The following is a 25,690-nucleotide window of genomic DNA, read 5'->3' as shown; positions in this document are numbered from 1 at the left end:
AACGATGGCGATGAAAAAGTTGCTCATAGCGTCGCTGCTGTTTAGCAGCGCGACTGTATACGGTGCTGAAGGGTTCGTGGTGAAGGACATTCATTTCGAAGGCTTGCAGCGTGTCGCTGTTGGTGCGGCCCTCCTCAGTATGCCAGTGCGTCCTGGCGATACGGTGACCGACGATGATATCAGTAACACTATTCGCGCGCTGTTTGCCACTGGCAACTTCGAGGACGTCCGCGTCCTGCGCGATGGTGATACCCTGCTGGTGCAGGTGAAAGAGCGTCCGACGATCGCCAGCATCACTTTCTCCGGCAACAAGTCGGTGAAAGATGACATGCTCAAGCAGAACCTTGAGGCCTCTGGCGTTCGGGTGGGCGAGTCGCTTGACCGCACGACCATCGCGGACATCGAGAAGGGTCTCGAGGATTTCTACTACAGCGTCGGTAAATACAGCGCCAGCGTCAAAGCGGTGGTTACCCCGCTGCCGCGAAACCGTGTCGACCTGAAACTGGTCTTCCAGGAAGGCGTCTCCGCTAAAATTCAGCAGATCAACATCGTCGGCAACCATGCGTTTTCGACTGATGAGCTGATCTCCCACTTCCAGCTGCGCGATGAAGTGCCGTGGTGGAACGTGGTCGGCGACCGTAAATACCAGAAGCAGAAGCTGGCGGGCGACCTTGAAACCCTGCGCAGCTACTACCTGGATCGCGGCTATGCCCGTTTCAACATCGATTCTACCCAGGTCAGCCTGACGCCGGATAAGAAAGGGATCTACATCACCGTCAACATCACCGAAGGCGATCAGTACAAGTTTTCCGGGGTGCAGGTGACGGGCAACCTCGCCGGCCATTCCGCGGAAATCGAAGCGCTGACCAAAGTCGAGCCGGGTGAACTGTATAACGGCGCGAAAGTGACCAAGATGGAAAACGACATCAAGAAACTGTTGGGTCGTTATGGTTACGCCTACCCGCGCGTGCAGTCGCAGCCGGAGATCAACGACAGCGATAAAACCGTTAAGCTGCACGTCAACGTCGATGCGGGCAACCGCTATTACGTGCGTAAAATTCGCTTCGAAGGCAACGACACCTCCAAAGATGCCGTTCTGCGCCGCGAAATGCGCCAGATGGAAGGCGCGTGGCTGGGCAGCGACCTCGTCGATCAGGGTAAAGACCGTCTCAACCGTTTAGGCTTCTTCGAAACGGTCGATACCGATACCCAGCGCGTCCCGGGCAGCCCGGACCAGGTCGACGTAGTCTACAAGGTGAAAGAGCGTAACACCGGTAGCTTCAACTTCGGTATCGGTTACGGTACCGAGAGCGGCGTCAGCTTCCAGGCGGGCGTTCAGCAGGATAACTGGTTAGGTACTGGCTATGCTGTCGGGATCAACGGCACCAAAAACGACTACCAAACCTATACCGAGCTGTCGGTGACCAACCCGTACTTCACCGTAGACGGTGTAAGCCTCGGCGGTCGTGTCTTCTATAATGACTTTGATGCGAACGATGCGGATCTGTCTGACTATACCAACAAAAGCTATGGTACAGACATCACGCTGGGCTTCCCGGTCAACGAATACAACACGCTGCGCGCCGGCGTCGGGTATGTGCATAACTCCCTGTCCAATATGCAGCCGCAGGTGGCGATGTGGCGTTACCTGAACTCGATGGGCCAGTATCCGGACAACACCAACGACCGGAACTCGTTCAGTGCGAATGACTTCACCTTCAACTACGGTTGGACCTATAACAAGCTTGACCGCGGCTTCTTCCCAACGGAAGGTTCGCGCGTCAACCTGAACGGTAAAGTGACCATTCCGGGTTCGGACAACGAATACTACAAAGCGACGTTGGATACCGCCACCTATGTGCCGATCGACAACGATCATGAATGGGTGGTGCTGGGTCGTACCCGCTTTGGCTATGGCGATGGTATCGGCGGCAAAGAGATGCCGTTCTATGAGAACTTCTATGCCGGTGGATCCAGCACCGTGCGTGGCTTCCAGTCGAACACCATTGGTCCGAAGGCAGTGTATTTCCCGGCAAGCAGCCGTCATGACGATGATGACAGCTACGATAATGAATGTAAGAGCACCGAATCCGCACCGTGTAAATCCGATGATGCGGTGGGCGGTAACGCGATGGCGGTGGCCAGCCTGGAGCTGATTACCCCGACGCCGTTCATTAGTGACAAATATGCGAACTCGGTCCGGACTTCCTTCTTCTGGGATATGGGTACCGTATGGGATACTCACTGGGATTCGAGCGCGTATGGCGGTTATCCGGATTACAGCGATCCGAGCAACATCCGTATGTCTGCGGGTATTGCCGTGCAGTGGATGTCGCCGTTGGGGCCGTTGGTCTTCTCCTACGCCCAACCGTTCAAAAAGTACGATGGAGACAAAGCCGAACAGTTCCAGTTTAACATTGGTAAAACCTGGTAATTGTTGGCGGCAATGGAATGCAAGTGCAGTATAGCGCTGACCGTAGGCGATAACGCGTTTATCGCCTCGCCACGCAAATAACGGTACCCCTGGGTACTCATGGGATGGTAAGGAGTTTATTGTGAAAAAGTGGTTATTAGCTGCAGGTCTGGGTTTGGCAATGGTAACTTCCGCTCAGGCGGCAGATAAAATTGCCCTGGTGAACATGAACAGCCTGTTCCAACAGGTTGCCCAGAAAACTGGCGTTTCCAACACGCTGGAAAACGAGTTCAAAGGCCGCGCTAGCGAACTGCAGCGTATGGAAGGCGACCTGCAGTCTAAAATGCAGCGTCTGCAGTCCATGAAGCCGGGCGCCGATCGTACCAAACTGGAAAAAGACGTGATGGCTCAGCGCCAGACCTTCTCCCAGAAAGCGCAGGCGTTTGAACAGGATCGCGCTCGTCGTTCCAACGAAGAGCGTGGTAAACTGGTGACCCGTATCCAGACTGCCGTACAGAGCGTAGCGAAAGATCAGAGCATCGATCTGGTGGTTGACGCGAATGCCGTTGCATACAACAGCAGCGATGTAAAAGACATCACCGCTGATGTGCTGAAACAGGTTAAATAAGTAATGCCTTCAATTCGACTGGCTGATCTTGCGCAGCAGTTGGATGCAGAATTACACGGTGATGGCGATATCGTCATCACCGGCGTTGCGTCCATGCAGAGCGCGAAAACGGGCCAAATCACTTTCATGGTCAACCCTAAGTACCGTGAACACCTGGCCGCTTGCCAGGCTTCTGCCGTTGTGATGACGCAGGATGATTTGCCTTTTGCCCATAGCGCCGCGCTGGTAGTGCGTAATCCCTACCTGACCTACGCGCGCATGGCTCAAATTCTGGATACCACGCCGCAGCCGGCACAGGATATCGCGCCGAGCGCGGTTATCGATCCGACGGCGAAGCTGGGTAGCAACGTTGCCATCGGCGCCAACGCCGTTATCGAATCCGGGGTAGAGCTGGGCGATAACGTGGTCATCGGCGCAGGCTGCTTCGTTGGGAAAAATACGAAAATAGGCGCCGGCTCGCGTTTGTGGGCCAATGTGACCGTTTACCATGAGATTGAGATCGGCGAGAATTGCCTGATCCAGTCCAGCACGGTGATCGGCGCGGATGGCTTCGGCTACGCCAACGATCGCGGCAACTGGGTGAAGATCCCGCAGCTGGGTCGCGTCATTATTGGCGATCGCGTGGAGATCGGCGCCTGCACCACAATTGACCGCGGCGCGCTGGACGATACCGTGATTGGCAACGGGGTTATCATTGATAACCAGTGCCAGATTGCGCATAACGTGGTGATTGGCGACAATACCGCGGTTGCCGGCGGTGTCATCATGGCAGGCAGCCTGAAAATCGGCCGCTACTGCATGATTGGCGGCGCCAGCGTGATTAACGGCCATATGGAAATCTGCGATAAGGTCACCGTCACGGGGATGGGGATGGTGATGCGTCCTATCAGCGAACCAGGCGTATACTCCTCCGGTATTCCGCTGCAGCCGAACAAGGCGTGGCGTAAAACCGCTGCGCTGGTGATGAATATTGACGAGATGAGCAAGCGCCTGAAAGCGATTGAGCGCAAGGTTAATCAACAAGACTAATTCATCATTTGGTCACATGACATTTCCGGCCTGTTGCATTCGCTAAAAGATTGCCGCAGGCCGTGTTATTATTGCCTTTTAGTACATTTAGACAGGAAGAGTATTTTGACTACTGACACTCATACTCTGCACATTGAAGAGATTCTGGAACTTCTGCCTCACCGTTACCCGTTCCTGCTGGTAGACCGCGTGCTGGATTTTGAAGAAGGTCGTTTTCTGCGCGCAGTAAAAAATGTTTCTGTAAACGAGCCGTTTTTCCAGGGGCATTTCCCTGGTAAGCCGATTTTGCCGGGCGTCCTGATTCTGGAAGCAATGGCGCAGGCCACCGGGATTCTGGCATTCAAAAGCGTTGGAAAACTGGAACCAGGCGAGCTGTATTACTTCGCGGGTATCGATGAAGCACGTTTCAAACGCCCGGTAGTACCAGGCGATCAGATGATTATGGAAGTCACTTTCGAGAAAACCCGCCGCGGCCTGACCCGTTTCAAAGGCGTTGCGCTGGTTGACGGTAAAGTGGTTTGCGAAGCGACGATGATGTGTGCGCGTAGCCGGGAGGCCTGATACGTGATTGATAAAACCGCTTTTGTTCATCCTACCGCCATTGTTGAAGAAGGCGCCGTGATTGGCGCTAACGTCCACATTGGTCCGTTTTGTATTGTTGGCGCCAACGTCGAAATCGGCGAAGGCACCGTACTGAAGTCTCACGTTGTCGTTAACGGCCACACCAAAATCGGCCGTGACAACGAGATCTATCAGTTCGCTTCCATCGGCGAAGTTAACCAGGATCTGAAATATGCTGGCGAACCGACCCGGGTGGAAATTGGCGATCGCAACCGCATTCGCGAAAGCGTCACCATTCATCGCGGCACAGTACAGGGCGGTGGATTAACAAAGGTGGGCAACGATAACCTGCTGATGATCAACGCCCACGTGGCGCACGATTGTACGCTTGGCGATCGCTGCATCCTGGCCAATAACGCGACGCTCGCGGGCCATGTTTCGCTGGATGATTATGTCATTATCGGCGGCATGACTGCGGTGCACCAGTTCTGCGTCATTGGCTCACACGTTATGGTTGGCGGCTGCTCCGGCGTAGCGCAGGACGTTCCGCCGTTCGTGATTGCCCAGGGCAACCATGCGACGCCGTTCGGCGTCAACATCGAAGGTCTGAAACGCCGCGGCTTCAGCCGGGAAGCGATTACCGCGATCCGCAACGCGTATAAACTGCTGTACCGCAGCGGCAAGACGCTGGAAGAAGCCAAGCCGGAGATCGCCGAACTGGCGACTCAGCATCCTGAAGTTCAGCCGTTTGTCGATTTCTTCGCCCGCTCTACCCGCGGCTTGATTCGTTAATGGCTGAACAGCGTCCCCTGACGATTGCCCTGGTCGCCGGAGAAACCTCCGGCGATATTCTTGGCGCCGGCCTCATCCGCGCCCTCAAAGCACGCATCCCGAATGCGCGCTTTGTTGGCGTGGCGGGACCGCTGATGCAGGCGGAAGGGTGTGAAGCCTGGTACGAAATGGAAGAGCTGGCGGTGATGGGTATTGTTGAAGTGCTCGGTCGCCTGCGTCGCTTACTCCATATTCGCGCCGATTTGACCCGCCGCTTCGGCGAGCTGCGTCCCGATGTTTTCGTCGGTATCGACGCCCCTGACTTCAATATTACCCTCGAAGGGAATCTGAAAAAGCAGGGCATCAAAACCATTCACTACGTCAGCCCATCGGTTTGGGCCTGGCGACAAAAACGCGTTTTCAAAATCGGCAGATCAACCGATCTGGTGCTGGCCTTTCTGCCTTTCGAAAAAGCGTTTTATGACAAATTTAACGTTCCCTGCCGCTTTATCGGCCATACCATGGCGGATGCGATGCCGCTGGATCCTGACAAAGGCGCCGCGCGCGACCGGTTAGGGATCCCGCACGACGTGCGTTGCCTGGCGCTGTTGCCCGGTAGCCGCGGCGCGGAAGTCGAAATGCTCAGTGCGGACTTTCTGAAAACCGCGCAGCTTCTGCGGGCTACCTATCCCGATCTGCAGGTGGTGGTGCCGCTGGTTAATGCTAAACGGCGGGAGCAGTTTGAGCGAATTAAAGCTGAGACGGCGCCGGATATGATCGTGCATATGCTGGACGGCCAGGCGCGCGATGCGATGATCGCCAGCGACGCCGCGCTGCTGGCCTCCGGGACGGCGGCGCTGGAGTGTATGCTGGCGAAATGCCCGATGGTGGTTGGCTATCGCATGAAGCCGTTCACCTTCTGGCTGGCGAAGCGGTTGGTTAAAACCGACTACGTCTCGTTGCCGAACCTGCTGGCCGGGCGCGAGCTGGTTAAAGAGCTGCTGCAAGATGAGTGCGAGCCGCAGGCGCTGGCTGCCGCCCTGCAGCCGCTGCTGGCCGATGGCAAAACCAGCCATGAGATGCATGAGACATTCCGCGCGCTGCATCAGCAGATCCGCTGCAACGCCGATGAGCAGGCGGCGGACGCCGTACTGGAGTTAGCAAAACAATGATGGAGTTCGTCTATCCGCATACCCATCTGGTTGCCGGCGTCGATGAGGTCGGGCGTGGCCCCCTGGTTGGCGCGGTGGTGACCGCGGCGGTGATCCTCGATCCGGCGAAGCCGATTGTGGGTCTGAATGATTCCAAAAAACTCAGCGAGAAGCGTCGACTGGCGCTCTTCGATGAGATTAAAGAGAAAGCGCTGTGCTGGAGCCTTGGGCGCGCCGAGCCCCAAGAAATCGATGAGCTGAATATCCTGCATGCCACTATGCTGGCGATGCAGCGCGCCGTCGCCGGCCTGAGCATTGTGCCCGAGTTTGTTCTGATCGATGGCAACCGCTGTCCGTCGCTACCGATGCCCTCCCTGGCGGTGGTGAAAGGCGACAGCCGGGTGGCAGAAATCAGCGCAGCGTCTATTCTGGCAAAAGTCACTCGTGACGCCGAAATGGCCACGCTGGACCTCGCATTTCCCCACTACGGATTTGCCCAGCATAAAGGCTATCCCACCGCTGTTCACCTGCAGAAGCTGCAGGAACACGGCGCAACAGAGCATCACCGGCGCAGTTTCGGCCCGGTGAAGCGTGCCCTGGGCCTGGCGTCCAACTAAGTCACCGGGATCTAAAGATGGCTGAACCACGTTTCGTACACCTGCGGGTGCACAGCGACTATTCCATGATCGATGGGCTGGCAAAGACCGGGCCGCTGGTCAAGAAGGCGGCCTCGCTTGGCATGCCAGCGCTGGCGATCACCGATTTCACCAACCTCTGCGGGCTGGTGAAGTTCTACGGGACGGGACACGGCGCGGGGATTAAGCCGATTGTCGGCGCCGATTTCCACGTGCAGTGCGACCTGCTCGGCGACGAATTTACCGAGCTGACCGTGCTGGCGGCGAACAACACCGGCTACCAGAACCTGACTCTGCTCATTTCCCGCGCCTATCAGCGCGGCTACGGCGCCCTGGGGCCGTGGATCGATCGCGACTGGCTGGTGGAACATCAGGAAGGGCTGATTCTGCTCTCCGGCGGCCGTAAAGGCGACGTCGGCGTCAGCCTGATCCGCGGCAACATGCCGCTGGTTGAGCAGTGCGTCTCCTTCTATGAAGAGCATTTCCCGGATCGCTATTTTCTGGAGCTGATCCGCACCGGTCGTCAGGATGAAGAGAGTTATCTCCATGCCGCCGTAGCGCTGGCGGAAGCGCGTGGTCTGCCGGTGGTGGCGACCAACGATGTCCGCTTCCTCGACACTGGCGACTTTGACGCCCATGAAATCCGCGTCGCTATTCACGACGGCTTCACCCTCGACGACCCGAAACGGCCGCGCAACTACTCGCCACAGCAATATATGCGCAGCGAGGAGGAGATGTGCGAGCTGTTCGCCGATATTCCGGAAGCGCTGGCAAACAGCGTCGAGATCGCCAAACGCTGCAACGTCACCGTGCGGCTTGGCGAATATTTCCTGCCGCAGTTCCCGACCGGCGATATGACCACGGAAGATTTCCTGGTGATGAAATCGAAAGAGGGTCTGGAAGAGCGGCTGGAATTCCTCTTCCCGGATCCGGAAGTGCGCGCGAAGCGCCGGCCGGAATACGACGAGCGTCTGGATATCGAGCTGCAGGTGATCAACCAGATGGGTTTCCCCGGCTACTTCCTGATCGTGATGGAGTTTATCCAGTGGTCGAAGGATAACGGCGTGCCGGTCGGCCCGGGCCGCGGTTCCGGCGCCGGCTCGCTGGTGGCCTACGCGCTGAAGATCACCGATCTTGACCCGCTGGAATTCGACCTGCTGTTCGAACGTTTCCTCAACCCGGAACGTGTTTCGATGCCCGACTTCGACGTCGACTTCTGCATGGAGAAACGCGACCAGGTTATCGAGCACGTGGCGGATATGTATGGCCGCGACGCGGTATCGCAGATCATCACCTTCGGTACCATGGCGGCGAAGGCGGTCATCCGCGACGTGGGTCGCGTGCTGGGTCACCCGTACGGCTTTGTCGACCGCATCTCCAAGCTGGTGCCGCCCGATCCGGGCATGACGCTGGCGAAAGCCTTCGAGGCCGAGCCGCAGCTGCCGGAGATCTACGAGGCGGACGAAGAAGTGAAAGCGCTGATCGACATGGCGCGTAAGCTGGAAGGGGTGACGCGAAACGCCGGTAAGCATGCGGGCGGCGTGGTTATCGCGCCGACCAAAATCACCGACTTCGCCCCGCTGTATTGCGATGAGCAGGGGCTGCATCCGGTTACCCAGTTTGACAAGAACGACGTGGAATACGCCGGGCTGGTGAAATTCGACTTCCTCGGTCTGCGTACGCTCACTATCATTAACTGGGCGCTGGAGATGATTAACAAGCGCCGTGAGAAGAACGGCGAAGGGCCGCTGGATATCGCCGCCATCCCGCTGGATGACAAGAAAAGTTTCGACATGCTGCAGCGCTCGGAAACCACCGCGGTCTTCCAGCTTGAATCGCGCGGCATGAAAGATCTGATTAAACGCCTGCAGCCGGACTGCTTCGAAGATATGATCGCGCTGGTGGCCCTGTTCCGCCCGGGCCCGCTGCAGTCGGGGATGGTAGATAACTTTATCGACCGTAAGCACGGCCGCGAAGAGATCTCGTATCCGGACGTACAGTGGCAGCATGAAAGCCTGAAACCGGTGCTGGAGCCGACCTACGGCATCATCCTGTACCAGGAACAGGTCATGCAGATTGCCCAGGTGCTGTCCGGATATACCCTCGGCGGCGCGGATATGCTGCGTCGTGCGATGGGTAAGAAAAAGCCGGAGGAGATGGCCAAGCAGCGTTCTATCTTTGAGGATGGGGCGAAGAAAAACGGCGTTGATGGCGAGCTGGCGATGAAAATCTTCGACCTGGTGGAGAAATTCGCCGGTTACGGGTTTAACAAATCGCACTCCGCCGCATACGCGCTGGTTTCTTACCAGACGCTGTGGCTTAAGGCGCACTATCCGGCTGAGTTTATGGCGGCGGTAATGACCGCCGATATGGACAACACCGAAAAGGTCGTTGGCCTGGTGGACGAATGCTGGCGTATGGGGCTGAAAATTTTGCCCCCGGATATTAACTCCGGCCTGTACCATTTCCACGTCAACGACGACGGCGAGATCGTCTACGGTATCGGCGCCATCAAGGGCGTCGGCGAAGGGCCGATCGAAGCGATCATTGAGGCGCGCAACAACGGCGGTTATTTCCGCGAGCTGTTCGACCTCTGCGCGCGAACCGATATTAAAAAGCTCAACCGTCGGGTGCTGGAAAAACTGATTATGTCCGGGGCGTTCGATCGTCTCGGTCCGCATCGCGCGGCGCTGATGAATTCACTGGGCGATGCGCTGAAAGCCGCCGATCAGCACGCCAAAGCCGAGGCCATCGGCCAGGCCGATATGTTCGGTGTGCTGGCGGAAGAGCCTGAGCAGATTGAACAGTCCTACGCCAGCTGCCAGCCGTGGCCTGAGCAGGTGGTGCTGGATGGTGAAAGGGAGACCCTGGGGCTGTACCTGACCGGGCACCCGATTAACCAGTATCTGAAAGAGATTGAGCGCTACGTCGGCGGCGTGAGGCTCAAAGACATGCATCCGACCGATCGTGGAAAAGTGACCACGGCGGCGGGGCTGGTGATTGCGGCGCGGGTAATGGTCACCAAGCGCGGCAATCGTATCGGCATCTGTACCCTGGATGACCGTTCCGGGCGGCTGGAAGTGATGTTATTCACCGACGCGCTGGATAAATATCAGCAGTTGCTGGAAAAAGACCGCATACTTATCGTCAGCGGACAGGTCAGCTTTGATGACTTTAGCGGGGGGCTTAAAATGACCGCCCGTGAAGTCATGGACATTGACGAAGCCCGGGAAAAATATGCTCGCGGGCTTGCTATCTCGCTGACGGACAGGCAAATTGATGACCAGCTTTTAAACCGACTCCGTCAGTCTCTGGAACCCCACCGTTCGGGAACCATTCCAGTGCACCTCTACTATCAGAGGGCGGATGCACGCGCGCGGTTGCGTTTCGGCGCAACATGGCGCGTCTCTCCGAGCGATCGTTTACTCAACGATCTGCGTGGCCTTATCGGCTCGGAGCAGGTGGAACTGGAGTTTGACTAATACAGGAATACTATGAGTCTGAATTTCCTAGATTTTGAACAGCCGATTGCAGAGCTGGAAGCGAAAATCGATTCCCTGACTGCGGTAAGCCGTCAGGATGAGAAACTGGATATTAACATCGACGAAGAGGTGCATCGTCTGCGCGAGAAAAGCGTAGAGCTGACGCGCAAAATCTTCGCCGATCTCGGTGCATGGCAGGTTGCGCAACTGGCGCGCCACCCGCGCCGTCCTTACACCCTGGATTATGTCCGCCTGGCGTTCGACGAATTTGACGAACTGGCCGGTGACCGCGCCTTCGCTGACGATAAAGCGATTGTCGGCGGTATCGCGCGTCTTGACGGTCGTCCGGTGATGATCATCGGCCACCAGAAAGGTCGCGAAACCAAAGAAAAAATTCGTCGCAACTTTGGTATGCCGGCCCCGGAAGGCTACCGCAAAGCGCTGCGCCTGATGGAGATGGCTGAGCGGTTTAAAATGCCGATCATCACCTTTATCGACACCCCGGGCGCCTACCCGGGCGTCGGCGCGGAAGAGCGCGGCCAGTCGGAAGCGATTGCCCGCAACCTGCGTGAGATGTCGCGTCTGAGCGTGCCGGTTATCTGCACCGTGATCGGCGAAGGCGGCTCCGGCGGCGCGCTGGCGATTGGCGTGGGCGACAAGGTCAATATGCTGCAGTACAGCACCTATTCGGTGATTTCGCCGGAAGGCTGCGCCTCCATTCTGTGGAAGAGCGCGGATAAAGCGCCGCTGGCTGCGGAAGCGATGGGCATTATCGCCCCGCGTCTGAAAGAGCTGAAGCTGATCGATTCTATCGTTCCGGAACCGCTGGGCGGCGCCCACCGCAACCCGGAAGCGATGGCGGCAAGCCTGAAAGCGCAGCTGCTGGCGGACCTGGCCGATCTCGATCTTCTCAGCGAAGAAGAGCTGCTGAACCGCCGCTATCAACGTCTGATGAGCTACGGTTACGCCTAAGTTTTCCGCTAGCGCAAAACACTAAGGGCCGGATTTTCCGGCCCTTTTTTTATGTGCGATGCGCCCAGGGGATTGCTATGATGCTGGACTTAGGTGAATACCAGGAGGAAAGCGTGAATATCATCGCCATCATGGGGCCTCACGGCGTCTACCACAAAGACGAGCCGATCAAAGAACTGGAAGCGGCGCTGCAGCGCCAGGGCTTTCAGACCATCTGGCCGCAAAATAGCGCCGACCTGCTGCAGTTTATCGAGCACAACCCGCGCATCTGCGGCGTGATCTTCGACTGGGATGAGTACAGCGTCGATCTGTGCAGCGATATTAACCAGCTCAATGAATATCTGCCTCTGTACGCCTTTATTAACGCCCACTCGACGATGGACGTCAGCAGTCAGGATCTGCGCATGACGCTGTGGTTCTTCGAATATGCGCTGGGACTCTCCGAAGAGATCGCCACCCGCATCGGGCAGTATACCCGCGAGTACCTGGACAATATCACCCCGCCATTTACCCGCGCGCTGTTTAACTATGTGCAGGAGGGGAAATATACCTTCTGTACGCCGGGTCATATGGGCGGTAGCGCCTATCAGAAAAGCCCGGTGGGCTGCCTGTTCTATGATTTCTTTGGCGGGAATACGCTGAAGGCGGATGTCTCGATTTCGGTCACCGAGTTGGGCTCCCTGCTGGATCATACCGGCCCGCATCTGGAGGCGGAGGAGTATATCGCTCGCGCCTTTGGCGCCGAGCAAAGCTATATGGTGACCAACGGTACCTCGACGTCCAATAAAATTGTCGGTATGTACTCGGCGCCCGCCGGCAGTACCCTGCTGATTGACCGTAACTGTCACAAATCGCTGGCCCACCTGCTGATGATGAGCGATGTGGTTCCCCTGTGGCTGAAGCCGACCCGCAATGCGTTAGGGATCCTCGGCGGTATCCCCCGGCGCGAGTTTACCCGCGACAGTATTCAGCAGAAAGTGCGCGACACGGGCGGGGCGCAGTGGCCCGTGCATGCGGTGATCACCAACTCCACCTACGATGGGCTGCTCTACAACACCACCTGGCTTAAAGAGACGCTCGACGTCCCGTCGATCCATTTCGATTCCGCCTGGGTGCCGTATACCCATTTCCATCCGATATATCAGGGGAAAAGCGGCATGAGCGGTGAGCGGATCCCCGGAAAAGTCATCTTCGAGACGCAGTCGACGCATAAGATGCTGGCCGCGCTGTCGCAGGCCTCGCTGATCCACATTAAGGGCAACTATGATGAAGAGACCTTTAATGAAGCCTTTATGATGCATACCTCTACGTCGCCGAGCTATCCCATCGTCGCGTCGATTGAGACCGCGGCGGCGATGCTGCGCGGTAACTCCGGTAAGCGCCTGATCCAGCGCTCCATTGAGCGGGCGCTGGATTTCCGCAAAGAGGTGCAGCGACTGCGCGAGGAGTCGGACGGCTGGTTCTTTGATATCTGGCAGCCGGAAGCGGTGGATAAAGCCGAGTGCTGGCCGGTGGCGCCGGGCGATGACTGGCACGGTTTCAAAGATGCCGATGCGGATCATATGTACCTCGATCCGGTGAAAGTCACCATTCTGACGCCGGGTATGGACGAACAGGGGAATATGGATGAAGAGGGGATCCCGGCGGCGCTGGTGGCGAAGTTCCTCGACGAGCGGGGCGTGGTGGTGGAGAAAACGGGCCCCTACAACCTGCTGTTCCTCTTTAGCATCGGTATCGATAAAACCCGGGCGATGGGTCTGCTGCGCGGCCTGACCGAATTTAAGCGCGCCTACGATCTCAATCTGCGGGTGAAGAATATGCTGCCGGATCTGTACGCGGAAGATCCCGACTTCTACCGCAACATGCGGATCCAGGATCTGGCACAGGGGATCCACCGCTTGATCCGCCAGCACCAGCTGCCGCAGCTGATGCTCAGCGCCTTTGACGTCCTGCCGGAAATGAAAATGACGCCGCATCATGCCTGGCAGCGCCAGATCAAGGGTGAGGTGGAAACCATTGAACTGGAGAACCTGGTGGGCCGGATTTCGGCCAACATGATCCTCCCTTATCCGCCGGGCGTACCGCTGCTGATGCCGGGAGAGATGATCACGGAGGAGAGCCGGGCGGTGCTCGACTTCCTGCTGATGCTCTGCTCAATAGGACGTCATTACCCGGGGTTTGAGACCGATATTCACGGCGCGAAGCGCGATGAGGACGGCGTGTATCGGGTACGAGTCTTAAAAAATGACGAAAGGCTTGCGCGTTAACGGCGCGCACGAGTAACGTGGCTGGCTTAACAGAAGGAGTTTGACCATGCTGGGTTTGAAACGGGTTCACCATATTGCCATCATTGCGACTGACTACGCCCGCAGTAAAGCGTTCTATTGCGATATTCTGGGGTTTACGCTGCAAAGCGAGTTTTATCGCGCCGAACGTGACTCCTGGAAGGGCGATCTGGCGCTCAACGGCGAGTATGTGATTGAGCTGTTCTCGTTCCCGTTTCCGCCGGCCCGACCCAGTCGTCCGGAAGCCTGCGGGCTGCGTCATCTGGCCTTTAGCGTGGATGATATCGACGCTGCGGTGGCGCACCTGACGGCGCATGGCGTGGAGTGCGAAGCGATTCGCGTCGATCCCTTTACCGGTAAACGCTTTACCTTCTTTAGCGATCCGGACGACCTGCCGCTGGAAATATATCAGCAGTAAACCTTGCCAGCGCGACCCTGGCCCGGTAACGTGCCGGGCCATCACTTCTCGGTATGTTTGTGGTTATGACGGCTAACATTGCGCATACGCTTCATCCCCATCGCCAGCTGCTGGTGGCCTTCAGCGGCGGTCTGGACTCGACGGTTCTTCTGCATCAGCTGGTGCTGCTGCGGGAACAGGATCCCTCTCTGACGCTGCGGGCGGTGCATATTCATCACGGCCTTAGCGCCCACGCAGACGACTGGGTGGCGCATTGTCGGCAAATTTGCCAGCAGTGGCAGGTGCCGTTGGCGGTGCATCGCGTGACGTTAGCCCGGGGCGGCCTGGGCGTCGAGGCCCATGCCCGCGCGGCGCGCTATCAGGCCTTTCAGGAGACGCTCCGCGCCGGCGAAGTGTTAGTGACCGCTCAGCACCAGGACGATCAGTGTGAAACGCTGCTGCTGGCGTTAAAACGCGGCAGCGGTCCGACCGGCCTGTCGGCGATGGCGCCATCGTCTCCCTTTGCCGGCAGTCGACTGCTGCGTCCTCTCCTCAATGAAACCCGGGAATCGCTGCGCCAGTGGGCGCTCGCCCACCAGCTGTCGTGGATTGAAGATGAGAGTAATCAGGACGATACCTATGACCGCAACTTCCTGCGCCTGCGGGTGATCCCGGTGCTGCGTGAGCGCTGGCCGCACTTTAGCGAGGCCGTCGCCCGCAGCGCCAGCCTGTGCGCCGAGCAGGAGCAGCTGCTGGACGAGATGCTGGCGGCGGAGCTGGCGTCGCTGGTGGCCGAAGACGGGTCGCTGGCTATCGCGCCGCTGACGTCGATGAGTTCTCCCCGCCGAGCGGCGTTGCTGCGTCGCTGGCTCGCCGGGCAGCAGGCGCCGATGCCGGCCCGCGAGGTGCCTGAGCGCCTCTGGCACGAGGTGGCGCTGGCGCGGGAAGATGCCAGCCCCTGCCTGCGGTTGGGGGAATTTACCGTCCGCCGTTTTCAGCAGCGCTTGTACTGGGTGAGATATGTACCCGGGCAGACGGACAGCGTCCAGCGCTGGACAGACTGGCGCCAACCGCTGCGGCTGGCGGACGGTCTTGGTGAGCTGGTGCTGCAGCCGGGCGGCAGGCTGCGCCCGCCCCCGGCGGATGAGCCAGTCACCGTCCGCTTTCGCGCCAGCGGCCATCTGCATATCGTCGGGCGTCATGGCGGCCGTAAGCTGAAGAAGATCTGGCAGGAGCTGGGCGTTGCTCCGTGGCGACGAGACACCACGCCGCTGCTGTTTTACGGCGAAACGCCGATTGCCGCAGCGGACGATCTGTTTGTGACCAACGAAGGTGAAGTCAAAGACGGGGAAGGGGTCAGTCTGGCGTGGAGGAAAACGGGCGGTTAAGCCCGTTTTGATTCAGGATTCGCTCACCACCACGGTGCCGATTTCCGGGTGACTGAAGCTGGCGATTTTATCCAGGCGCAGCTCGCGGACGTTGCCGGCGAGTTCGACCACAAGATACTCGATATTTTTACGCGAGATTAGATCGCTGGCCTTCGCCTGCAGCTGTTCGCCATCCTTCAGCGCCAGCGTCAGCACCAGGTGATGCTGGCAGGCCAGCTCCAGGTTGTCGTAATCATCGCAGTTAATGGGTTGATAAGTATCATTCATTGACATAATCGCTCACCAGTAAGTTTGCTGCCGCATAAGCGGCCTTTTCCCTGACTGACTCCGAAAGGGCCTCATCCGCCGCAATCTCATTCAATACTTTCAACACGCAACCCAGCGCATCCGGGATATACCCTAAGTCTCCGCTGGCTATTTCCGCATACCGCTTGCGTATTAACTCACAATAGTGGTCCACATGCCCTCCTGTCAGCGTTCTGACTCAACCGTGGGATGCAAGTTTAAGCCTACGAAGATAAACTCTGTTTAGCAAGGGAACTATATCATAGTCATTTAAGCAATTTCAGCAGGATGAAACAGGTTGCTGCGATTGCTGACAGCCTTTTGTCGCCAGTTTCGCTACAATGTACGCCATTTTTTTCAGGAGTTTGTTCATGGCGCTGAAAGCGACGATATATAAAGCCGCGGTGAATGTAGCCGATCTGGATCGCAACCAGTTTCTGGATGCTAACCTGACGCTGGCGCAGCACCCGTCGGAAACCCAGGAGCGCATGATGCTGCGCCTGCTGGCGTGGATCAAATATGCCGATGAGCGGCTGCAGTTTACGCGCGGCCTCTCGTCAGACGACGAGCCGGAGCTGTGGCTGCTTAACGATCATCTCGGGGTTGATCTGTGGATCGAGCTGGGGCTGCCGGACGAGAAACGTCTCAAGAAAGCCTGCTCGCGGGCGCAGGCGGTGGCGTTGTTTGCCTATAACAGCCGGGCGGCTGAAATCTGGTGGCAGCAGAATCAGAACAAGCTTGCGGCATACCCGAAGCTGACTATCTGGTATCTTGATGATGCCCAGCTGGCGCAGCTTAGCGCTTTTGCCGACCGCACGATGACGCTGCAGGCCACTTTGCAGGAGGGGAGCATCTGGTTGTCCGACGCTCAGAATAATCTGGAAATTCAGCTTACCGCCTGGCAAGGGCCGGCATGATTACTATCAGCCGCAGCGTGGCCATTGCCGATAACGAGATCACGCTGGAAGGTATTCGCGCCCAGGGGGCCGGGGGCCAGCACGTGAACAAAGCGTCGACCGCGATCCATCTGCGCTTCGATATTAAAGCCTCGAGCCTGCCGGCGTTTTACAAAGAGCGCCTGCTCGCCGCCAGCCACCACTTAATTTCTGCTGACGGTGTGGTTATCATTAAGGCTCAGGAATATCGCAGTCAGGAGATGAACCGCGAAGCGGCGATCGCCCGGCTGGTGGCCCTTATCAAAGAATTGACCGCAGTGCAAAAAAGTCGCCGGGAGACGCGACCGACTCGGGCATCCAAAGAGCGACGCCTTGCTTCCAAGGCGCAAAAGTCCTCAGTCAAGGCGCTGCGTGGGAAAGTTCGCCAGTGAAGGCGTCGGCGAACGGGTGGAATGGATCATAAGGAAAGTAGAGTGAAGAAAATCATATTCTCCGTGATAGCGGCCTGTTCGCTGTTCGCGCTGTTTGGTTGTAACCATCGCGCCGAAACTGACACGGTCCAGCCGGCGGCGATGGAAGAGCTCAAGCCGATGCAGCAAAGCTGGCGCGGGGTACTGCCTTGCGCGGATTGCGAAGGCATCGACACCTCGCTGTTCCTGGAAAAAGACGGCACCTGGGTGATGAATGAGCACTACCAGGGCGCGCGTCGTGAACCATCCTCCTTTGCCTCTTACGGCACCTGGGCGCGTACGGCGGATAAGCTGGTACTGACCAACAGCAAGGGCGAAAAATCGTACTTTCGCGCGAAGGGCGACAAGCTGGAGATGCTCGACCGCAACGGGAGTCCCATTCAGTCTCCCCTCAACTATACCCTGGAGCCGGTGAAGGCCAGCCTGCCGACCACCCCGATGGCGATGCGTGGCATGTACTTCTATATGGCCGATGCGGCAACCTTTACTGATTGCGCGACCGGTAAACGCGTCGCGGTGGCGAATAATGCCCAGCTTGAGCGGGATTATGCCGCGGCCCGCGGCAATGATTCACGTCCGGTGCTGCTGGTGGTGGAGGGGCACTTTACCCTCGAGGCGAACCCGGATACCGGCGAAATGATGAAAACGCTGATGACGGAGCAGGCTGGCAAATTTATTCCTGGGAAGGACTGCGGACACTGATTGTCCGGCTCCTGCCCGGGAAACGGGCAGGGGATACGTCTCAGCGGTAGCCGGCCAGCGGAATTGGGTCATTGCGGTTTTACCGTCCCCCCTTTTCCACCAACCATAGCGCACGAAGCATGAGCCTCATGACGGGGGGTAAAGGGCAAATCGTTCTTTTACTCCGCACCGGCCTTCGGTTTGCTCAACCCCACCAGTTTACCGGCCTGAAGATAAACCCCTGGTTTCAGATGCCCGACATGCTGCAGCTGCGTCTCGGGTTTAAAGGTGGCGACATCTCCTTCCCGCATGTGCAGCAGATCGGAAGGGCTGATCCACGCCGCCTGCGCCAGGGTCAGCGGATGCCCGGCTCTGATAAAGGCCTCGCTGACAAACTCCGAGCAAAACCACGCTTTCTTGTCGGGGCTGGCCCCATCGCCCAGTTGCGCTTTGGCCAGGCCGCTTACGCACTGCTGGCGAAAATGACGCGAGAAAGGGTTGAGCGAGCAGAGCGGTTTGGTGACCATATAAGGGATAAACTGAATAATGCCGCGATAGTTATACCCGCTGTCTTTGACCTGCCAGGCAAAGCTTCTCATCGCCATCGCCTGGTCCGGCGTCAGATCGGGCACCCTGAGGGCAAAGAGTTTATCGCTGTGCGCCATCGCTTGCTGTAGCGATATCACCTGCACGCCGGCGCCGGTAGCTTCCGCAATTTGACCCTCGCCGAGATACAGCGCGACGTGGCTCACGGAAGAGGCGCTGAAGGCGCGGATCCCAAGCGAAGTGACGCCAAGGCTGGAGGAGAAGAGCAGGTCGCCGGAACGAAGGTCGTTTTCGGCGATTTCGCGCAGTCCGCTGCCGGCAATCGAGCTTTGACGCTGGAGGGTGACAGCCCATGGCGGTGAGCGGCCATCGGTAGCGGATGCGGAAGGGGCGCTGCGGCCGACGTCTACAGTGCAGGCGGTAAGCAGGAGCAGGGCGGAGGTAAGCAGCCCGCTGCTGAGGAGAGGTGCAGTCATGGGTACAGTCCTTGTAAAAAAAAGGCCCTGACATCCGTTCAGGGCCCTGAGCTGTGTAATTAGCCTTTTATCGCTTTAACCAGATATTCCACAATATCCCCGGTCTTGATCAGCTGCTTCTCACCGTTGCGACGATACTTGTATTCGATATCGTCGTTGTCGAGGTTACGATCGCCCAGCACGATGGTGTGCGGGATACCGATCAGCTCCATATCGGCGAACATCACGCCCGGACGCTCTTTACGATCGTCCATCAGCACTTCAATACCCTGGGCGCTCAGCTCGGCGTACAGTTTCTCCGCCAGCTCCTGCACACGGTAAGATTTATGCATGTTCATCGGCAGGATCGCCACCTGGAACGGCGCAATCGCATCTGGCCAGACAATACCGCGATCGTCAAAGTTCTGCTCAATCGCCGCCGCCACCACGCGAGTGACCCCGATACCATAGCAACCCATGGTCAGGATCTGGTTGCGGCCATCTTCGCCCTGAACCGCGGCTTTCATCGCCTCGGAGTACTTCGTCCCCAGCTGGAAGATATGACCCACTTCGATACCGCGCTTGATAAGCAGGGTACCTTTGCCGTCCGGGCTCGGATCGCCGGCAACGACGTTACGGATGTCAGCGACTTCCGGCGTGGCGACATCGCGGTCCCAGTTGATGCCGAAGTAGTGTTTGCCGTCGATGTTGGCGCCGGCGGCGAAATCGCTCATCACCGCCACAGTACGGTCAATAATAACCGGCACCGGCAGGTTCACCGGACCCAGGGAGCCCGGACCGGCTTTCACCAGGGCGCGGATCTCTTCTTCGGTGGCGAAGGTCAGGGGGCTGGCGACCTGCGGCAGTTTTTCCGCTTTCACTTCGTTCAGCTCGTGATCGCCGCGCACCAGCAGGGCAACCAGTGGGGAAGCGCTATCTTCAACCGCTTTCACCAGCAGGGTTTTCACGGTTTTTTCGATCGGCAGGTTGAACTGCTCAACCAGCTCGGCGATGGTTTTGGCGTTCGGCGTGTCGACCAGGGTCAACTCCTGGGTGGCGTCTGCGCGCGGCGTTTTCGGCGCAACGGCTTCCGCAAACTCAATGTTTGCCGCGTAGTCGGAGCTGTCGGAGAAGATCACATCGTCTTCGCCGCTCTGCGCCAGCACCTGGAATTCATGAGAGGCGCTGCCGCCGATGGAGCCGGTATCAGCCTGTACCGCGCGGAAATCCAGCCCCATACGGCTGAAGATTTTGCTGTAAGCGGCGTACATCGCATCGTAGGTTTCCTGCAGCGATTCCTGCGAAGTATGGAAAGAGTACGCATCTTTCATCAGGAATTCGCGGGAGCGCATCACGCCGAAACGCGGGCGCACTTCGTCGCGGAATTTGGTCTGGATCTGATAGAAGTTCAGCGGCAGCTGCTTATAGGAGTTCAGCTCGTTGCGGATCAGATCGGTGATGACCTCTTCGTGGGTTGGACCGAGGACGAACGGACGATCGCCACGATCGGCAATGCGCAGCAGTTCCGGGCCGTACTGCTCCCAGCGACCGCTCTCCTGCCACAGTTCAGATGGCTGAACGACCGGCATTAACACCTCGATCGCACCGGCGTTGTTCATCTCTTCACGCACGATGTTTTCGACTTTTTTCAGGACGCGCACGCCGGTCGGCAGCCAGGTGTATAACCCGGAGGCCAGCTTGCGGATCATCCCGGCGCGCAGCATCAGCTGGTGGCTGATTACCTCGGCGTCGGCAGGTGTCTCCTTCAGAGTGGAGAGCAGATATTGGCTAGTACGCATGTTGTAACGGTTCCAGTTAAACGAGCGGAACAGGCTGGTTGCCCAGCCTGAAACAAAAAAAGTGGTTTAGTTTACCAGTGTGGCAAAGATGCCAAAAGAGAGGAAAATAAAATTAGCGCGCTTCGAGGGCAAAGACTTCAAAACCGGAGGCAGTCACCCGCCAGCGGACGTTGAAATCCAGCAGCCAGACGGCGTAATTTTTGCCTGCCTCTTCCTCCTTACGGTAGGCCGGACGCGGATCCTGCGCCAGCACCTCTCGGATAAACGCCTTCAGGTGCGGATAACGCTTCTCCAGATGCAAAAGCTGCGTTTCGACGTCGGCGGTAAAACTGACGACCTGATCCGCCTGCGGCGCCTGTTGCGCGTAGCTGGCGTGCGCGTTGGGTAGCGCTTCGGCAAACGGCAGATAGGGTTTGATGTCGACCACCGGCGTACCGTCGACGAGATCGAGGCTGCCGAGTTCCAGTATCACCTGCTCTTTCTGACAGCGGACGCCCTTCAGCTCAACCAGAGACATGCCAATGGGATTGGGGCGAAAGGTGGAGCGGGTGGCGAAGACGCCCATACGCGCGTTGCCCCCGAGACGGGGAGGGCGCACCGTCGGACGCCAGCCGCCTTCCATGGTCTGATGAAACACAAACAGGATCCACAGATGGCTGAAGCTTTCCAGACCACGCACGGCGTCGGCCTGGTTGTAGGGCGCGATCAGATGGAGTTCTCCGCCGCCGTGCTTGACCAGACCCGGCTGGCGAGGTACGGCAAACTTCTCTTTATACGGCGAGCGGATCACGCCTATCTGCGCGAACTGAAATGCACTCATTGCGCCGAGACGTTAAGCGCCGAGCCCAGACAAACCGCCTGACGGTAGCAGCCTGGGGTGCCGCTGGTCACTTCGCAGCGGTGCAGCAGGACAGCATTGGCTTTCATACGTGCGGCATTAATCTGCAGGCGCTTGCGGGCGGTAGGGATATTCGGCGGAGAATCCTGATTCGAGGCCTGGCAGGACTCGCCAGACACTTCCCCCAGATCGCGGAATGGTTTACCTACCAGCTCTGACGCATCGGTATAAATACGTACCGGCGCCGGACGGGTTGCGCGTGGTTTGCTCGGCTCCGATTTAACCGGGGGAGTTGCAGTGCTTTGAACAGGTTCAACGGGAGATCTGCTTAGCATGGAACAACCGCTTAACATGAGTGCTAACAAACAGACCGGTAAAGCACGCATAGTATTTCCTCAATGAATAAAAACAGGGCGTTATTGAATCAGGTGCTTGCATAAATGACAAGACGGGCGTGAAGCCCGTCCTGAATGATATTACGGTGAGAAAAGATTACCAGCCTTTCACTGCGCCGCCGTTAAAGATCTTGTTTGCTGCTTCGTAAACTTCATCGCTCTGGTAAGCCTGAACGAATTTTTTCACATTCTCAGCATCTTTATTGTCTTCACGCGCCACGATCAGGTTCACGTACGGCGACTCTTTCCCTTCAACAAAGATGCCGTCTTTCGCCGGGGTCAGGCCAATCTGGCTGGCGTAAGTGGTGTTGATAACGGCCAGCGCAATCTGCGCGTCGTCAAGAGAACGCGGCAGCTGCGGCGCTTCCAGTTCAACAATCTTCAGGTTTTTCGGGTTCTCGACGATATCCAGCGAGGTCGGCAGCAGGCCTACGCCGTCCTTCAGTTTGATCAGGCCCACCTGCTGCAGCAGCAGCAGAGAACGACCGAGGTTGGTCGGATCGTTAGGGACGGCGATCTGCGAGCCCGGCTGCAGTTCGTCCAGCGATTTGATTTTCTTCGAGTAACCCGCGATCGGGTAGACGAAGGTGTTGCCGACAGCCACCAGCTTGTAGCCGCGGTCTTTAATCTGCTGGTCGAGATACGGTTTATGCTGGAAGGCGTTGACGTCGATATCGCCTTTGCTCAGCGCTTCGTTCGGCAGAACGTAATCGTTGAAGGTCACCAGCTCAACGTCAAGGCCATACTTCTCTTTTGCCACTTTCTGCGCGACTTCAGCGACCTGCTGCTCCGCCCCGACGATAACGCCGACTTTAATATGATTCGGATCTTTTTCATCCTGACCGCAACCCACCAGCGCCAGAGAACCGATTAACGCACCAACTGCCGCAAAGGTTTTGAAATTAAAGGCCATGTTATTTCCTTCCTGTAAGAATGAGTGTTGTCTGCCAATAACGTTATTTATGAGTCACAGCCCGGACGATGCGATCGCCAGAGAATTGAATTAAATAAACCAGAATAACCAGCAATACCAGTACGGTATTCATTACGGTGGCGTTGTAGCCGATATAGCCATACTGATAACCAATCTGCCCCAGACCGCCGGCGCCCACCGCGCCGCCCATGGCGGAATAGCCCACCAGGGTGATCAGGGTGATGGTGGCGGCGTTGACCAGACCCGGCAGCGCTTCAGGCAGCAGAACCTTACGCACGATCTGCAGCGGCGTGGCGCCCATCGCCCGGGAGGCTTCGATAAGGCCGGTCGGGATCTCCAGCAGGGCGTTCTCCACCATGCGAGCGATAAACGGCGCGGCGCCCACCGTCAACGGCACGATCGCCGCCTGCAGGCCGATTGAGGTGCCGACGATCACGCGGGTAAACGGGATCATCCAGACCAGCAGGATAATGAACGGGATGGAGCGGAAAATGTTCACCAGCGCCGACAGCGTCCGGTACAGTTTAGCATTGGCGACGATTTGCCCCGGACGGGTCACGTACAGCAGCACGCCCACCGGCAGACCAAGGACAAAACCGAAGAAGCCGGAGACAAAGGTCATTGCCAGCGTTTCCCATACGCCGCGCAACAGCAGCCACATCATTGCCTCAGACATAACCCAATACCTCTACTTTTACATGATGTTCCTGCAGCCAGGCGATAGCCGCCTGAGTGTCTTCCTGTGTACCGTGCATTTCGGTCAGCATGATGCCGAACTTCACCCCGCCGGCATAATCCATCTGCGCGCTAATAATGTTGTTATTCACGTTGAAGCGACGCGCGGTTTCAGAAAGCAGCGGCGCATCGACGGAGTGGCCGGTAAATTCCATGCGCAGCATCGGTACGCTATCCGCTGTGGCGGTAGGTTTCAGGCGCGCCTGGTAGTCATCAGGAATATCCAGGTGCAGCGTCGACTGAATAAACTGCTGGGCCAGCGGCGTCTTCGGATGGGAGAAGACTTCGCTCACCGTGTCCTGTTCAATCAACTGGCCGTTGCTAATCACCGCCACGCAGTCGCAGATGCGTTTCACTACATCCATTTCGTGGGTGATCAGCAGGATGGTCAGCCCCAAACGACGGTTAATGTCTTTCAGCAGTTCGAGAATGGAACGGGTGGTGGCCGGATCCAGGGCGCTGGTGGCTTCATCGCACAGCAGCACCTTGGGGTTACTGGCCAGCGCGCGGGCAATGGCGACACGCTGTTTCTGGCCGCCGGAGAGATTAGCCGGATAGCTGTCGTGCTTATCGCCCAGGCCGACAAGATCCAGCAGCTCCGTCACACGGCGTTTGATTTCTGCCTGCGGCGTGTTATCCAGCTCCAGGGGTAACGCTACGTTGCCGAAAACGGTGCGGGATGCCAGCAGGTTAAAATGCTGGAAAATCATGCCAATCTGACGGCGAGCGCGGGTTAGCTCTTTTTCCGACAGCGCAGTCAGTTCCTGACCGTCAACCTGTACGCTGCCCTCGGTCGGGCGCTCCAGCAGGTTAACGCAGCGAATCAGCGTACTTTTACCGGCGCCTGAGGCACCGATGACGCCGTAAATTTGTCCGGCAGGGACATGCAGGCTGACATTGTTCAGCGCCTGAATGCTGCGATTCCCCTGCTGGAACACTTTGGTGATATTGGAAAGTTTAATCATCAGTTATTTATTATCGTTTAGCCGTTTGCCGTGGCATTTTCTTCTGCCGTATCCAGGCGATGCCTGGCAATGAAATGGATGTTAAGGCATCCAGACGTCTAAATCAATCTGACTCTTTATAATGAGCACTTTCTTGCATGCGGAAACATGCGATACTAACGGCACTAGCCTTTTTCAGGAGCAAACCGGTGGCAAAGTCAGTACCCGCAATTTTTCTCGACCGTGACGGCACCATTAATGTCGATCATGGCTACGTCCACGAAATCGACAATTTTGAATTTATCGATGGCGTCATTGACGCAATGCGCGAGCTCAAAGAGATGGGCTACGCGCTGGTGCTGGTCACTAACCAGTCCGGTATTGCTCGCGGTAAATTTACCGAAGCCCAGTTCGAAACGCTGACCGAATGGATGGACTGGTCTCTGGCAGACCGTGGCGTCGATCTGGACGGTATCTATTATTGCCCGCATCACCCGCAGGGTGCGGTTGAGGAGTACCGTCAGACCTGTGATTGCCGTAAACCGCATCCGGGGATGCTGATCTCCGCCCGCGATTATCTGCATATCGATATGGCCGCTTCCTATATGGTAGGGGACAAACTGGAAGATATGCAGGCTGCAGCGGCCGCTGATGTCGGTACTAAAGTGCTGGTGCGTACCGGTAAGCCTGTTACTGAAGAAGCGGAAAAAGCCGCGGATTGGGTGCTAAATAGCCTGACCGAGCTGCCGGCGGCGATTAAAAAGCAGCAAAAATAAGCGTTGCGTATAAAAGATGAGCGGTTGAAATAAAATTGTATTTTTCCGCTTGTCATTCCCGGCGGGCTCCCTATAATGCGCCTCCATCGACACGGCGGATGTGAATCACTTCACACAAACAGCCGGTTCGGTTGAAGAGAAAAATCCTGAAAAACGGGTTGACTCTGAAAGAGGAAAGCGTAATATACGCCACCTCGCGACAGAGCGCTAAAGCGCGTCGCAAC

At 57.5% G+C, this 25,690-nt stretch carries 25 protein-coding genes; 16 read left to right on the top strand and 9 right to left on the bottom strand.

Translation table 11 applies throughout. The features are described 5' to 3' along the window. The first annotated feature begins 4 nt into the window (after positions 1-4). The 12 genes from bamA (at position 5) to tilS (ending at position 15,712) form a co-directional block, all read left to right on the top strand. Positions 5-2,434, top strand: a complete 2,430-nt coding sequence (gene bamA / locus MKR05_RS22050) for an outer membrane protein assembly factor BamA (RefSeq protein ID WP_023292048.1) — start codon at positions 5-7, stop codon at positions 2,432-2,434. Between the two features lie 121 nt (positions 2,435-2,555). Further along, positions 2,556-3,041 (top strand): molecular chaperone Skp, encoded by a 486-nt coding sequence (skp, locus tag MKR05_RS22045; protein WP_002889325.1) that lies wholly within the window; start codon positions 2,556-2,558, stop codon positions 3,039-3,041. A gap of 3 nt (positions 3,042-3,044) precedes the next feature. Further along, entirely contained in the window at positions 3,045-4,070 is a 1,026-nt protein-coding gene (gene lpxD, locus MKR05_RS22040) for a UDP-3-O-(3-hydroxymyristoyl)glucosamine N-acyltransferase (RefSeq protein ID WP_032452898.1), read from the top strand. 105 nt (positions 4,071-4,175) lie between these two features. Further along, a complete protein-coding gene (gene fabZ / locus MKR05_RS22035; RefSeq protein WP_004145858.1) occupies positions 4,176-4,631 on the top strand; it encodes a 3-hydroxyacyl-ACP dehydratase FabZ in 456 nt (151 codons plus the stop codon). A gap of 3 nt (positions 4,632-4,634) precedes the next feature. Beyond that, on the top strand, positions 4,635-5,423 hold the full coding sequence (lpxA, locus tag MKR05_RS22030) for an acyl-ACP--UDP-N-acetylglucosamine O-acyltransferase (protein ID WP_004204455.1): 789 nt from the start codon (positions 4,635-4,637) through the stop codon (positions 5,421-5,423). Continuing rightward, the gene (gene lpxB / locus MKR05_RS22025) at positions 5,423-6,574 is read left to right on the top strand and encodes a lipid-A-disaccharide synthase (protein ID WP_023292050.1); all 1,152 of its coding nucleotides are present in this window, start codon (positions 5,423-5,425) and stop codon (positions 6,572-6,574) included. The genes lpxA and lpxB overlap by 1 nt, the downstream gene beginning before the upstream one ends. Next, complete coding sequence (gene rnhB, locus MKR05_RS22020) at positions 6,571-7,170, top strand: ribonuclease HII (protein ID WP_050533864.1); 600 nt, start codon at positions 6,571-6,573, stop codon at positions 7,168-7,170. The genes lpxB and rnhB overlap by 4 nt, the downstream gene beginning before the upstream one ends. 17 nt (positions 7,171-7,187) lie before the next feature. Beyond that, entirely contained in the window at positions 7,188-10,670 is a 3,483-nt protein-coding gene (gene dnaE, locus MKR05_RS22015) for a DNA polymerase III subunit alpha (RefSeq protein WP_023292051.1), read from the top strand. A 12-nt stretch (positions 10,671-10,682) separates the two neighbouring features. Then, complete coding sequence (gene accA, locus MKR05_RS22010) at positions 10,683-11,642, top strand: acetyl-CoA carboxylase carboxyl transferase subunit alpha (RefSeq protein WP_004145855.1); 960 nt, start codon at positions 10,683-10,685, stop codon at positions 11,640-11,642. A gap of 113 nt (positions 11,643-11,755) precedes the next feature. Next, a complete protein-coding gene (locus tag MKR05_RS22005; protein ID WP_032429283.1) occupies positions 11,756-13,909 on the top strand; it encodes a lysine decarboxylase LdcC in 2,154 nt (717 codons plus the stop codon). 46 nt (positions 13,910-13,955) lie between these two features. After that, positions 13,956-14,345, top strand: coding sequence for a VOC family protein (locus MKR05_RS22000; protein ID WP_002889387.1), 390 nt, complete (start codon positions 13,956-13,958; stop codon positions 14,343-14,345). 53 nt (positions 14,346-14,398) lie between these two features. After that, a complete protein-coding gene (tilS, locus tag MKR05_RS21995; RefSeq protein ID WP_064158234.1) occupies positions 14,399-15,712 on the top strand; it encodes a tRNA lysidine(34) synthetase TilS in 1,314 nt (437 codons plus the stop codon). Positions 15,713-15,724: 12 nt separating this feature from the next. Here the strand turns inward: tilS and rof are convergent, their stop codons facing one another. Next, positions 15,725-15,985, bottom strand: coding sequence for a Rho-binding antiterminator (gene rof / locus MKR05_RS21990; RefSeq protein ID WP_002889424.1), 261 nt, complete (start codon positions 15,983-15,985; stop codon positions 15,725-15,727). Continuing rightward, on the bottom strand, positions 15,972-16,172 hold the full coding sequence (locus MKR05_RS21985) for a YaeP family protein (RefSeq protein WP_002889429.1): 201 nt from the start codon (positions 16,170-16,172) through the stop codon (positions 15,972-15,974). Before MKR05_RS21985 ends, rof begins: the two co-directional genes overlap by 14 nt. A gap of 196 nt (positions 16,173-16,368) precedes the next feature. Between MKR05_RS21985 and MKR05_RS21980 the strand changes: the two genes are divergently transcribed. Genes MKR05_RS21980 through nlpE form a run of 3 tightly spaced genes read left to right on the top strand, consistent with a single transcriptional unit; the run spans position 16,369 to position 18,065 of the window. Beyond that, entirely contained in the window at positions 16,369-16,914 is a 546-nt protein-coding gene (locus tag MKR05_RS21980) for a YaeQ family protein (RefSeq protein ID WP_023292054.1), read from the top strand. Next, positions 16,911-17,324, top strand: coding sequence for an alternative ribosome rescue aminoacyl-tRNA hydrolase ArfB (gene arfB, locus MKR05_RS21975; protein WP_004204468.1), 414 nt, complete (start codon positions 16,911-16,913; stop codon positions 17,322-17,324). Before MKR05_RS21980 ends, arfB begins: the two co-directional genes overlap by 4 nt. 42 nt (positions 17,325-17,366) lie before the next feature. Then, entirely contained in the window at positions 17,367-18,065 is a 699-nt protein-coding gene (nlpE, locus tag MKR05_RS21970) for an envelope stress response activation lipoprotein NlpE (RefSeq protein WP_087825067.1), read from the top strand. A 158-nt stretch (positions 18,066-18,223) separates the two neighbouring features. Here the strand turns inward: nlpE and MKR05_RS21965 are convergent, their stop codons facing one another. The 7 genes from MKR05_RS21965 to metN all read right to left on the bottom strand — a co-directional run bounded on the left by MKR05_RS21965 (position 18,224) and on the right by metN (position 24,711). Beyond that, positions 18,224-19,066, bottom strand: a complete 843-nt coding sequence (locus tag MKR05_RS21965) for a YaeF family permuted papain-like enzyme (RefSeq protein WP_087825068.1) — start codon at positions 19,064-19,066, stop codon at positions 18,224-18,226. A gap of 59 nt (positions 19,067-19,125) precedes the next feature. Beyond that, complete coding sequence (gene proS, locus MKR05_RS21960; protein ID WP_032452990.1) at positions 19,126-20,844, bottom strand: proline--tRNA ligase; 1,719 nt, start codon at positions 20,842-20,844, stop codon at positions 19,126-19,128. Between the two features lie 112 nt (positions 20,845-20,956). Beyond that, positions 20,957-21,664, bottom strand: a complete 708-nt coding sequence (gene tsaA, locus MKR05_RS21955; RefSeq protein ID WP_032452991.1) for a tRNA (N6-threonylcarbamoyladenosine(37)-N6)-methyltransferase TrmO — start codon at positions 21,662-21,664, stop codon at positions 20,957-20,959. Next, positions 21,661-22,068 (bottom strand): Rcs stress response system protein RcsF, encoded by a 408-nt coding sequence (rcsF, locus tag MKR05_RS21950; protein WP_023292059.1) that lies wholly within the window; start codon positions 22,066-22,068, stop codon positions 21,661-21,663. The genes tsaA and rcsF overlap by 4 nt, the downstream gene beginning before the upstream one ends. Before the next feature lie 106 nt (positions 22,069-22,174). After that, positions 22,175-22,990 (bottom strand): methionine ABC transporter substrate-binding lipoprotein MetQ, encoded by an 816-nt coding sequence (gene metQ / locus MKR05_RS21945; protein WP_002889445.1) that lies wholly within the window; start codon positions 22,988-22,990, stop codon positions 22,175-22,177. 43 nt (positions 22,991-23,033) lie between these two features. Next, complete coding sequence (locus tag MKR05_RS21940) at positions 23,034-23,687, bottom strand: methionine ABC transporter permease MetI (protein WP_004204478.1); 654 nt, start codon at positions 23,685-23,687, stop codon at positions 23,034-23,036. Then, positions 23,680-24,711 carry a methionine ABC transporter ATP-binding protein MetN gene (gene metN, locus MKR05_RS21935; RefSeq protein WP_002889450.1) on the bottom strand — a complete coding sequence of 344 codons (1,032 nt, stop codon included), beginning with the start codon at positions 24,709-24,711 and terminating at the stop codon, positions 23,680-23,682. The genes MKR05_RS21940 and metN overlap by 8 nt, the downstream gene beginning before the upstream one ends. 188 nt (positions 24,712-24,899) lie before the next feature. Between metN and gmhB the strand changes: the two genes are divergently transcribed. Next, the gene (gene gmhB, locus MKR05_RS21930) at positions 24,900-25,466 is read left to right on the top strand and encodes a D-glycero-beta-D-manno-heptose 1,7-bisphosphate 7-phosphatase (RefSeq protein ID WP_004204479.1); all 567 of its coding nucleotides are present in this window, start codon (positions 24,900-24,902) and stop codon (positions 25,464-25,466) included. The last annotated feature ends 224 nt before the right edge of the window (positions 25,467-25,690 follow it).

It is taken from the genome of Klebsiella sp. K5-204 (assembly GCF_030128585.1).
GTDB classification, from domain to species: domain Bacteria; phylum Pseudomonadota; class Gammaproteobacteria; order Enterobacterales; family Enterobacteriaceae; genus Klebsiella; species Klebsiella quasipneumoniae.
The sequence above is the reverse complement of the archived record's forward strand: the minus strand, read 5'-3'. Positions and strand labels throughout refer to the sequence as shown.

Excerpts from the sequence above, each read along its gene's own strand:
- rnhB (WP_050533864.1), top strand. The coding sequence starts at position 6,571 with ATGATGGAGTTCGTCTATCCGCATACCCATCTGGTTGCCGGCGTCGAT.
- lpxD (WP_032452898.1), top strand. The coding sequence starts at position 3,045 with ATGCCTTCAATTCGACTGGCTGATCTTGCGCAGCAGTTGGATGCAGAA.
- lpxB (WP_023292050.1), top strand. The coding sequence starts at position 5,423 with ATGGCTGAACAGCGTCCCCTGACGATTGCCCTGGTCGCCGGAGAAACC.
- MKR05_RS21965 (WP_087825068.1), bottom strand. The coding sequence starts at position 19,066 with ATGACTGCACCTCTCCTCAGCAGCGGGCTGCTTACCTCCGCCCTGCTC.
- rof (WP_002889424.1), bottom strand. The coding sequence starts at position 15,985 with ATGTCAATGAATGATACTTATCAACCCATTAACTGCGATGATTACGAC.
- MKR05_RS22000 (WP_002889387.1), top strand. The coding sequence starts at position 13,956 with ATGCTGGGTTTGAAACGGGTTCACCATATTGCCATCATTGCGACTGAC.
- tsaA (WP_032452991.1), bottom strand. The coding sequence starts at position 21,664 with ATGAGTGCATTTCAGTTCGCGCAGATAGGCGTGATCCGCTCGCCGTAT.
- proS (WP_032452990.1), bottom strand. The coding sequence starts at position 20,844 with ATGCGTACTAGCCAATATCTGCTCTCCACTCTGAAGGAGACACCTGCC.
- dnaE (WP_023292051.1), top strand. The coding sequence starts at position 7,188 with ATGGCTGAACCACGTTTCGTACACCTGCGGGTGCACAGCGACTATTCC.
- MKR05_RS21940 (WP_004204478.1), bottom strand. The coding sequence starts at position 23,687 with ATGTCTGAGGCAATGATGTGGCTGCTGTTGCGCGGCGTATGGGAAACG.
- tilS (WP_064158234.1), top strand. The coding sequence starts at position 14,399 with ATGTTTGTGGTTATGACGGCTAACATTGCGCATACGCTTCATCCCCAT.
- arfB (WP_004204468.1), top strand. The coding sequence starts at position 16,911 with ATGATTACTATCAGCCGCAGCGTGGCCATTGCCGATAACGAGATCACG.
- bamA (WP_023292048.1), top strand. The coding sequence starts at position 5 with ATGGCGATGAAAAAGTTGCTCATAGCGTCGCTGCTGTTTAGCAGCGCG.
- metN (WP_002889450.1), bottom strand. The coding sequence starts at position 24,711 with ATGATTAAACTTTCCAATATCACCAAAGTGTTCCAGCAGGGGAATCGC.
- accA (WP_004145855.1), top strand. The coding sequence starts at position 10,683 with ATGAGTCTGAATTTCCTAGATTTTGAACAGCCGATTGCAGAGCTGGAA.
- rcsF (WP_023292059.1), bottom strand. The coding sequence starts at position 22,068 with ATGCGTGCTTTACCGGTCTGTTTGTTAGCACTCATGTTAAGCGGTTGT.
- metQ (WP_002889445.1), bottom strand. The coding sequence starts at position 22,990 with ATGGCCTTTAATTTCAAAACCTTTGCGGCAGTTGGTGCGTTAATCGGT.
- MKR05_RS21980 (WP_023292054.1), top strand. The coding sequence starts at position 16,369 with ATGGCGCTGAAAGCGACGATATATAAAGCCGCGGTGAATGTAGCCGAT.